The 8,286-nt window shown below is 62.9% G+C and carries 11 protein-coding genes; 3 read left to right on the plus strand and 8 right to left on the minus strand.

Annotated elements, in window-relative coordinates; translation table 11 throughout:
• Positions 1-57: 57 nt before the first annotated feature.
• On the plus strand, positions 58-639 hold the full coding sequence (locus LH128_RS09990; RefSeq protein ID WP_008828249.1) for a UPF0149 family protein: 582 nt from the start codon (positions 58-60) through the stop codon (positions 637-639).
• A 43-nt stretch (positions 640-682) separates the two neighbouring features.
• Here the strand turns inward: LH128_RS09990 and LH128_RS09995 are convergent, their stop codons facing one another.
• The 8 genes from LH128_RS09995 to LH128_RS10025 all read right to left on the minus strand — a co-directional run bounded on the left by LH128_RS09995 (position 683) and on the right by LH128_RS10025 (position 6,584).
• The gene (locus tag LH128_RS09995) at positions 683-1,234 is read right to left on the minus strand and encodes a hypothetical protein (RefSeq protein WP_008829502.1); all 552 of its coding nucleotides are present in this window, start codon (positions 1,232-1,234) and stop codon (positions 683-685) included.
• Between the two features lie 6 nt (positions 1,235-1,240).
• Positions 1,241-1,909, minus strand: a complete 669-nt coding sequence (locus LH128_RS10000; protein ID WP_008829503.1) for a LysE family translocator — start codon at positions 1,907-1,909, stop codon at positions 1,241-1,243.
• A gap of 195 nt (positions 1,910-2,104) precedes the next feature.
• The gene (locus LH128_RS33300) at positions 2,105-2,266 is read right to left on the minus strand and encodes a hypothetical protein (RefSeq protein ID WP_156799967.1); all 162 of its coding nucleotides are present in this window, start codon (positions 2,264-2,266) and stop codon (positions 2,105-2,107) included.
• Between the two features lie 100 nt (positions 2,267-2,366).
• Positions 2,367-2,789, minus strand: coding sequence for a hypothetical protein (locus tag LH128_RS10005; RefSeq protein WP_008829505.1), 423 nt, complete (start codon positions 2,787-2,789; stop codon positions 2,367-2,369).
• Positions 2,790-2,860: 71 nt separating this feature from the next.
• Positions 2,861-4,264, minus strand: coding sequence for a hypothetical protein (locus tag LH128_RS31330; protein ID WP_008829506.1), 1,404 nt, complete (start codon positions 4,262-4,264; stop codon positions 2,861-2,863).
• A 203-nt stretch (positions 4,265-4,467) separates the two neighbouring features.
• Positions 4,468-5,751 carry a type II toxin-antitoxin system HipA family toxin gene (locus LH128_RS10015; RefSeq protein ID WP_008829507.1) on the minus strand — a complete coding sequence of 428 codons (1,284 nt, stop codon included), beginning with the start codon at positions 5,749-5,751 and terminating at the stop codon, positions 4,468-4,470.
• Positions 5,751-6,143, minus strand: a complete 393-nt coding sequence (locus LH128_RS10020; protein ID WP_008829508.1) for a helix-turn-helix domain-containing protein — start codon at positions 6,141-6,143, stop codon at positions 5,751-5,753. Before LH128_RS10020 ends, LH128_RS10015 begins: the two co-directional genes overlap by 1 nt.
• Positions 6,144-6,380: 237 nt before the next feature.
• Positions 6,381-6,584 (minus strand): hypothetical protein, encoded by a 204-nt coding sequence (locus LH128_RS10025; RefSeq protein ID WP_008829509.1) that lies wholly within the window; start codon positions 6,582-6,584, stop codon positions 6,381-6,383.
• A 336-nt stretch (positions 6,585-6,920) separates the two neighbouring features.
• On the opposite strand from LH128_RS10025, the gene LH128_RS10030 reads away from it, so the two are divergent.
• Positions 6,921-7,844, plus strand: a complete 924-nt coding sequence (locus LH128_RS10030) for a DUF2268 domain-containing putative Zn-dependent protease (protein WP_008829510.1) — start codon at positions 6,921-6,923, stop codon at positions 7,842-7,844.
• A gap of 190 nt (positions 7,845-8,034) precedes the next feature.
• The coding region (locus LH128_RS10035) for an alpha-ketoglutarate-dependent dioxygenase AlkB (protein WP_008829511.1) at positions 8,035-8,286 on the plus strand (252 nt) is incomplete at its 3' end.

An 8,286-nucleotide genomic window follows, 5' to 3' on the forward strand; every position in this document is an offset into this window, starting at 1 on the left:
CAGCCTGTTGGCATGGAACTGGCGCCCTGCGACTGATCGGCTAGAAGCGCTGGCAGCATGAGCTTCAAACGTCAAACCGCATCCGGCAGAACGCTCTCATTAGAGCAGCTCGAAATCTGGCTCGATACGCTTGATCCGCCGGTCGCCGGTGTCTCCTCGATCGATGGCTTCCTCGCGGCGTTGGCTGCCGGCCCGTCCATCATCAATCCGGACATATGGCTCAAGAGCATCCTGCGCGAACACGTCCAAAGCGCCCGATCGGCACCCGCGCGCCGAACGATCCTTAAGCGCTACAACCAGATCTGCATCGAGCTTGCCGAGTGCCCTGAGGTCTATGCGCCGATCTATATGCGGACCGAGGACGGCGAGGTCCTGCTGGAAGACTTTGCCAATGGCTTCTTCACCGCAATGCATCTGGACATGGACGCATGGAAGCCCTTCGTGTCTGATCGAGACTTCGGCCTGCCGCTTGCAGCTATCCTTGGCCAAAGCACGATCATCGATGGCATATCATGGATCGACCAGCTCCAGGATCCTCTCGCAAATCAGGCTCTTGCAGATACCTGGCGGATGATCCCCCAGATCATCTCCTTCATCCATGGCCAGTGTGCCTTTGCAAGAACCCTGACCGTACACTGAAGCCTCTCCACATCCCACGTGGGGTCGAAGCAGCGGTTACAGATTAGCGTCCTTTCTCCACCTCTAGGCTTTGCAGAGCCTTCCGGTCTTCGTGCGAAACGAATTCGCAGGCCAGCAAGGTTGTACGATGAAGGGCGCCGCTTTCCCGTGCCACGATCGAGATAATCCCGAGGTCTTTCATGGCCTGCCGGTCATCGGGCAATTCACGGGAAAATCCGCGTTTCGATGCGCCCAGCAGGTGGTTGTTTTCCCGGACCAGATGATAGCGCTGCGCTGCCTGTTCAGCGACTTCGCCGTCCAGCAGCACACCGATGGAGGTGCCAGCGAACACAGCGGCCCGGGCTGTGAGGCCTTCGCGCTCGATGGGCGTGGGCAGGGCATAGATCGCACCCAATACTGACGTGTCGGGCCGACCGAGCTTTTCGGCTTCCTCATAAAGCTGCGTAGCAAGCCCGAAGCTGTAGGCGGGTTCGCATAGGGCGGCGCCGAAGAAGTCCGGCTGTGCCGCCGGACCGGCTGCAAGGCTGCTGTTCGGAACGAGCATCGCCGTGATTGATGCCGCAGCCAGGATGCGAATTTTTTGGCAGTTCAACATGGTATCCTAATTCGAAATGACTTCCTGGTCGCGGGTCAGGTGCGGCGCGAGAGTTCCCGTGCGGCCTGGCCCAAGACGATCACGCCGGTTGATCCGATGATGGCGGCTGCGGCACGCGTGATGCGTTGCAGCGCCGATGGCCGGGCGATCACGCTGCGGGCGCGATGCGCCAGGATTGCGTAAGGCGCCAGCGTGACCACCAGCGTCAATGCCGTGACGCATGCCAGCGCAGCCCATTGCGCCAGTCCGACCGACCGCGCCGAGATCCAGAACCGTGGGCAAAAGGGCAAGGTAGAACACGATGGTCTTGGGGTTGCCCAGCGTCAGCGAATATCCGCTGAGAAACGAGCCAAGGCCGCTCGGGCTTTCCTTTGCGCGCGCCTGAACGATACCGCCCGTACTGGTCCACATTTTCCAGGCGATGTAGGCAAGATAGCAGCCGCCCAGAACCTTGATGACCAGGAAGGCGCCCGAGAAGGCCTTGGCGATACCGGCAAGTCCGGCGACCGCGACGGTAAGGTAGGTCAGATCGCCCAGAATGATCCCGCCAAGCAGGAACAGGGCCGCCTTCAGCCCATTGCCCATAGACTGGCCCACGACCGCCGCGACCCCTGGGCCCGGAATTGCGGCGGCAATGCCCAGCGCTGCCGAATAGGTGATGAGGGACGCGATCATGGCTGTCTTTCGGAAATACTAGTGGCGGCGATGCGGGCATAGCCGCGCTGTCACTAGGCGCAGGCTGCGCGCGCCGCCAGAGCAATGGCGGCATTGCAGTGCAGCTTTGCGGTGTCGAACATTGGAAAGTCGGGCATGTGGTGCTGGTCGATCAGCAGGAACAAATCCGTGCATATGCACACTGCCTTCACGCCGCTAAAACCCCGCTACCCTATCCACGCTACGCAGTCCTTCGAGCACGATGCCGAACTTGTAGCCTGCAGAGAAAAACCGCCTCGTCTGCCGGCCGGCGCCGTTCACCGCCGCTTCGGCAGAGACCTTGGTTGGCAATTTTCGCAACAAGCGATTGGGCTTCATATGCGTTCCTTTGTCACTACGAGGAAGTCCAAACCCTCCTGAAATCTCAACTCCTGATCTGTGCCAAGGCCGCTGACGGCGGATAGCCTCATCGCGTTGATTATGCTCTGCCCTCGAAATCTCGGCGCCACTTGTCGCATTGCAGTGCAAGCTGCTCTTCCACGGATGGCCAGTCAAAAGTAAACGCGCGAGCGGCCGCCCGCGTCGGGTCCGCGTAATCTTCGGCGGTCAGGGGCGCTGTGCCTTGAACCACCACACACGTCATATCGGGGTACCCACGTGGTGAGGTGAAGGCGCGCAGGACCAGCAGCGGCCTGGACAGATCGTCAGGTCTCAGCCGATAAATCGGATGCTCGGGCTCGGGACAACGTTCGCGCACAACGAGGGCCAGGTTTGCCAGATCGATGCTCGCTCGGCGACGAATGACATCCATCAATACCGGATAGATGGCCCGGGCCATTGTCTCGTCATCACGCGTGATGTGAAGGTCAGCCAAAATGGCGGATTGGGTGTGAGGACGCAATTTTCACAGCTCCCTGCATCGGCATTGTAAGTACGTAGGCCAAAAGATCCTCTGCAACCCTCAGCCGCGGATCATGTCCGGAACAGTGCCAGCAAGAACTCCGGCTGCTGATTGGTGATGGCGAGCGTTTGCGCCGCGAGTTGCTGGCGCAATCGGAGCGCGGCAATTTGAGCCGACTGAACCGACATGTCCGCATCCACCAGGTTGCCGAGCGCCTCGGTGGCGATGTCAATGCCGATGGTCTGGGTATGTTGGCGCACCTCAAGGGACCCCGAGTGGGCTCCAAAATAGCGCAATGCGGAACCTACGGTGCCACTGGCGCTTGCGACTTTCTGCGCCAAGCCGTCAGGGTCTTCCCAATCGATAGGATCGAGGCCGAGTGATCTGAGGCTGAGATCGCGCGATACAATGCGTTCGGTGCCGCCTCGCGTATCGGTTGCAAAGTCGTATCGCACATTCCCTCGTCCGGTGGTTTGTGTGCCCGCGGCGATCTTGACGACATCGCCGGTCGATGCGGGCGAAGAACCGTAGGATCGCATCGAAATCGCACCCACCGCCCAGGCGCTCGAGGCGTCATGCCCGCTATTGTTGACCGTGACCGTTAGCGGGCCGCGCGCGGGGTCATAGTCGAAGCTCAGGACACTGAGGCCGCTGCGAGCCGCACCTTCGCCGACTTGCGCACCTTGCGCTTCCGCCGGCTGACCCGTGGCGGCAAGCCGGATCCCGCCCTGCCATATTTCCGTGGTGTCCGCTCGTTCGTAGGCGTCGAACGCGATGTCGATGTGTGCTGCCACTGGGCCGGGATCGAGTGCAAACTCGGCGACGACCCCTTCGGGCAATGCCCGTTCGCCAAACGGATCGTCCCTGGCCGCAGCCACCTGTTCCGGGTCCGCCGAGGCGAGGGGAGGATCGAATGCTGCAGACGTCTCATACGCAATTGCGCTTTTCCAGCGCTCTACAGGCTCGGGGATCGCAAGGTCAGGATCCTGGAGCTGCAGCCCTTCGATCGCGAGGCCGGCGTTACCGGCAGGCACACGGATTTCAATGTCCTGGCCATTCGCGGGATCATAATCGAAGCTGAGAATGAATGGCCCGGCCTCGGGCGTTCCGGGGGCGACCGCCTCGCTGCTGCGGACATAGTCCGCTCCCGATGCGGCGACACGCACCCCGTTTTGCCAGATTTCAACTACACCGGCACCGCTCGAACCTTCAAAGCTGGCGGAACCTGTGTCGACCAGAAGGTTTATCCGGCCTGAAGTGACGCCGGCGTCCACCTGAAACGTGCGGGCAGCGTTGGTGGTGATCGGCAGATATGAGGGATCTTCCGGCGCCAGCGGGCTAATGAGTTCCTCGAACCCGCTGGGCGTAAGGTCTGAAGTCGGCAATGTGAAACGCCGCGTTCCGCTTACCAGCGTTTCATCGCTGCCGGGGGGCATAGCGCTCGCCGCACCGCCGGCGACCAGGTCGGAGAGCATGTGCGCCGGGTTTACTGTCGAATCCGGAAGGCTGTAGGTCGTACGTGTTGTGGTCTGGGTGACTGCTTTTCCCTTGAGCGCTCGCAAGCTCGTCCTTTGCGCGCTGCAGCTGTTTGCGCGCATTCTCCCGAAAGTCGATCATGGCCTTCTCCTTGGGGCATTGCGGGGCGGGGCAGTGGGCAGCGAGGAGTGCGAGGATCGGTTCAGCCGCGCGCTTCCTGGACGATGCGCAGGCCCTCAAGGCGCAACAGCAGGGCGCTCGCGCGCTCGCGGGGCAGCAACTCGGGCATCAGGGCAGGCCAGGTGTCCAGCGCCTTGACTACGATATTCCGTACCTCGCGCGTCATCCATCGCGGATCGAGATCCAGGAACCTGGCGACCCGTTCGAAGCGGTGCAGGTTGACGGTCTCGAAGCTGCGGGTGCCGATGAATTGCAGCGCCATCGTGTCGCCCGGCATGAACAGAACCGTGGGCACGATGTCGTAAGCCGGTGAAAGGCGGATCTGCCCGGGCGCCGGAAAACGGAAAGACCAGTTTTTGAGGTGGTTGTCGCCATTGCCCAGAAGCACGTCGGCGACAATGCGCCGTACCGCCTCCAGGATGTCGCTGCGGTTGTCGGTGCTGAAGCGCCGTACGGCGTTGATCACCGTCTCGCTCGTACCCATGGTATACTTGCGCTCTCCCGCAGCGCCCAGGATCTGCGCGGTGTCCTCGATGTGGATGCGGTTGCCGTCGCTCGAGCGGTCGAAGCGCTCGACGACCAGGATCTGGTCGCCGTGCTCCAGCATCTCCTCGGGTATCCCCTCGACGACGTCGCGCGAGACCAGCCGGCAATCGGCGGTGTTCACGCCCAGTGAGCGCGCAAGCAGCATGCCAGCATGCTCCGCCTCGGGCAGGCCGGCGTACCGCTCGCTCGCGACTTTGATGATGCACCGCCCGCTTTCTCCGCGCCCGGGCACCGTCAGGCGTTCGTCATGAAGGTTGGCGGTGAACTTGAGCTGCACGCCCGCCAGCGAGAACTTGACGAGCCCGCTGGGCAGGGGCGCCTGAAATCCGCGTGTGTCGACCATTTCGGCCGGCCCGGCCGAGGCGGGAAATTCCGTCTCGGGCGTCACCAGGACGGCGCCGGGCAGGTCGGCGCCCAGCCTGGTGAGCACATCGAACTGGTCATGATCCCCGGGGCCCATCTCACCCAGCACCATCTCGTGCAGCGCCCCTTCAGGGAGCAGGCCGGAGAACCACGGCGGCAGGAAACCGTTGATCGCCACCTTTTGGGTGCGCGCTGCAAGCCTGTCGCGCGTGCCCTCGGCCGAAGAAGGATCGAACCAGCCCAGGCTCAGGACAGGTCGCTGTTCGTCCTGAAGGTAGGTCTCGGCAACGACGAACGAGACACCCCCGTCGCCATCGCGGGTAAGGGTCCCGACCCGCGTCGGGCCGCGCGACGCATCGAGCAGATGCACGCCCATGACGGCAGGTATCTTGGCCATCAGTCAGTGCCGTCCTTCGCCGGTTCGTCACCCGGCTCGCCATCCGACTCATTGCCGTGTTCGCTCCCAAGGTCGATGAACAGGTCGTCGAAGGCGGTGGTCACGGGCCTTGCGCGGTGGCCCGTGCCCGCGGTGCCTGCGACCGTCTCCAGCACCTTGTCCACCTGATCGCGCGGCACCAGAACCGGGACGACGCTCAGCGCATCACAGGCTTCGGCCAGCAACGTCAGCCGGTCACGGCCCCACCGCGATCCCAGCAGATCGCGCTCCAGTTCCGAGATCCGGGCGGGATCCCTGCCCAGTCGCCGCGCAAGGGCTGGCTGGGTCAGCGAGCGGGCTTTGCGCCACTTGCGCAATTGCTGGCCCAGCATGGGGAATGGCTGATAAATCATGCGGAATGCCGCTATTCCTGTCGATTGAATGCGTAATACCGCTAGTTCAGTTTCGAAGACATGACAAGCGAAAAGCCGCATTGATCGAGTATTTTATGCGGAATACCGCTATTTTTAACAGGGTGAGAGGGATGCGCGCCCGCACATGTCTGCGCGCGATCTCTCGAAAATCGATCATGCGCCGCACGCCGGGAGCGTTGCGTTGCGCGGGCCAGCGCCTGGTCGGGCACACGCCTCTCAGAACAATAGATCGACGGCCCTCACAATCTCCTCATTGCGCAGCGTAAGCGCGGATGAGCCTATCGAAATCTCGACCTCGCATGCCGCGGGGTCCTGCGATTGTCGCAGGTTGCCGAACAGCCAGATGCCCGTCTCTCGCGCCACGCGGTCGCGCGATGCCAGCCAGCACTCCGGCTCGCCATCAAGCTTGAGATGGAACATGTTCGTGTGGGGCACAGAGGGCGTGATGCTCGCGCCTGTCCCCGACGCCTCGAAAGGCTGGGCGGGATGAACGGGGCCATTTCGGCGAGATGGCGGCAGGTCAGTCGTGGCCGGGTGCGTTCGGCTGCCAGGGCGTCGTCTTCAAGCATGGCTGCCCTCTTGCCGCGCGAGCAGCGCCGCAGCAAGGCCGTAGCGCCTGCGCGCGTGGGGGGCTCTCCTGCGCGTTCGGCTCCCGCATTCCGGTGCCGGTCGCGTCGGGCGGGTGCCGGCACAACCCCTCTGGCAACGCGCGCCCGACCTGTTACGCTGCCGCGGATCGAAGCTTAAGGGGGGTAAATGGTGCGCAAACGTCTGGGTCTTGTGGCCGCGAGCGCAGCAGGGGTCTTGGCCTTCATCGTGCCGGTGCAGGCGCAAGACCTCGCCCAGATCCGCATCGAGGACGTAGCGCGCTTCTACCGGGTTTATGACGAGGCCCGCGGCGCTCCTTCGGCCCGGGTGCTCCAGCAAGATTACATCGAGGCCGGCAGTGACGGGGTTCGTCAGTTTGTACCGAACCGGATCATCTCCGGGTCCTCGCTGGCGAAGGTCATTCAGCAGAACCGTGCCGTCTACGACGAGGCTCGAACATGTATGACCGTGCTGCCACAGGTGTCCGGCAAGCTCCAGACGGCGTTTCGCACGCTCGCCCGTCTCGATCCGCAAGCCACCTTCCCGCCCGTCACGATCCTTGTCGGGGGGAACAACAGTGGAGGGACGACCGGAAAGTCAGGTGTGCTTATCGGGCTTGAGGTCGCATGTAGGGCATCGTGGTTGCAGCCCGATCCCTCGGACCGCCTGTTCCACCTGATCGCGCACGAATACGGGCACATCGAGCAGGACCCAGCGCTCGATGATGAGAATGCGCCGACCACTGTCCTGCGCCAATCGCTCATCGAAGGAACTGCCGAGCTCGTCGCCGAGCTGATCTCGGGTCAGGTGAGCAATGTACACCTGCAGTCGTGGACGCAGGGGCACGTCGATGAGATCGATGCGAGGTTCCTGGCCGATGCCGACAGCTCAGACCTGTCTGGCTGGCTTTACAATGGCGTGGGCACCCCCGATCAGCCCGGCGATCTAGGGTACTGGGTGGGCTATCGGATCGCCAGGGCTTTCTATGACAAGGCCGGCGACAAACGTGCAGCGCTTCGCACGCTGCTGGACCTGAAGAATCCCAAAGACATTCTCGCCGGGAGCGGTTGGGGAACGGGGCCGCATGGCTGACGTTCCGGGCCCGGGTGGACCCACTGCAAACGCCCCGGAGCAGGGGAAATGACCGAGGGGAACGATAGCGGCGAGGCTCATCCGCAAGATCGACGAGAGTCATTTGACGCCGTTTCGCTTTCAGGGCTGGACTGGAAGACGGCTCACGGCATCGTTCGGGTGGTGCTATGACTTCGAGGCGGCCAAGCCCATGGAAGCGCCGTCGATCCCGGACTGGCTGCCGCCGTTTCGCGACCGTGCAGCGCATTTTGCCGGCCTTGCTCCCCTACTGCTGATCCAGGCCTTGTTGATCCGGTACGATCCCGGTGCCGGCATCGGCTGGCACAGGGATCGCCCGGTCTACGAGCACATCATCGGCATATCGCTCGGAGAGCCCGCGACGATGCGCTTCCGGCAACGGCGCGGCGAAGGCTTCGCGCGGGCCTCAATGCCTCTGGAACCA

Origin of the sequence: Sphingomonas sp. LH128 (assembly GCF_000293195.2) — a bacterium.
GTDB classification, from domain to species: domain Bacteria; phylum Pseudomonadota; class Alphaproteobacteria; order Sphingomonadales; family Sphingomonadaceae; genus Novosphingobium; species Novosphingobium resinovorum_A.

Coding starts and splice junctions, on each gene's coding strand:
- LH128_RS10020 (WP_008829508.1), bottom strand. CDS start 6,143: ATGATTTATCAGCCATTCCCCATGCTGGGCCAGCAATTGCGCAAGTGG.
- LH128_RS10025 (WP_008829509.1), bottom strand. CDS start 6,584: ATGTTCCATCTCAAGCTTGATGGCGAGCCGGAGTGCTGGCTGGCATCG.
- LH128_RS10000 (WP_008829503.1), bottom strand. CDS start 1,909: ATGATCGCGTCCCTCATCACCTATTCGGCAGCGCTGGGCATTGCCGCC.
- LH128_RS33300 (WP_156799967.1), bottom strand. CDS start 2,266: ATGAAGCCCAATCGCTTGTTGCGAAAATTGCCAACCAAGGTCTCTGCC.
- LH128_RS31330 (WP_008829506.1), bottom strand. CDS start 4,264: ATGCTCTCCGACCTGGTCGCCGGCGGTGCGGCGAGCGCTATGCCCCCC.
- LH128_RS09995 (WP_008829502.1), bottom strand. CDS start 1,234: ATGTTGAACTGCCAAAAAATTCGCATCCTGGCTGCGGCATCAATCACG.
- LH128_RS10030 (WP_008829510.1), top strand. CDS start 6,921: ATGGTGCGCAAACGTCTGGGTCTTGTGGCCGCGAGCGCAGCAGGGGTC.
- LH128_RS10015 (WP_008829507.1), bottom strand. CDS start 5,751: ATGGCCAAGATACCTGCCGTCATGGGCGTGCATCTGCTCGATGCGTCG.
- LH128_RS09990 (WP_008828249.1), top strand. CDS start 58: ATGAGCTTCAAACGTCAAACCGCATCCGGCAGAACGCTCTCATTAGAG.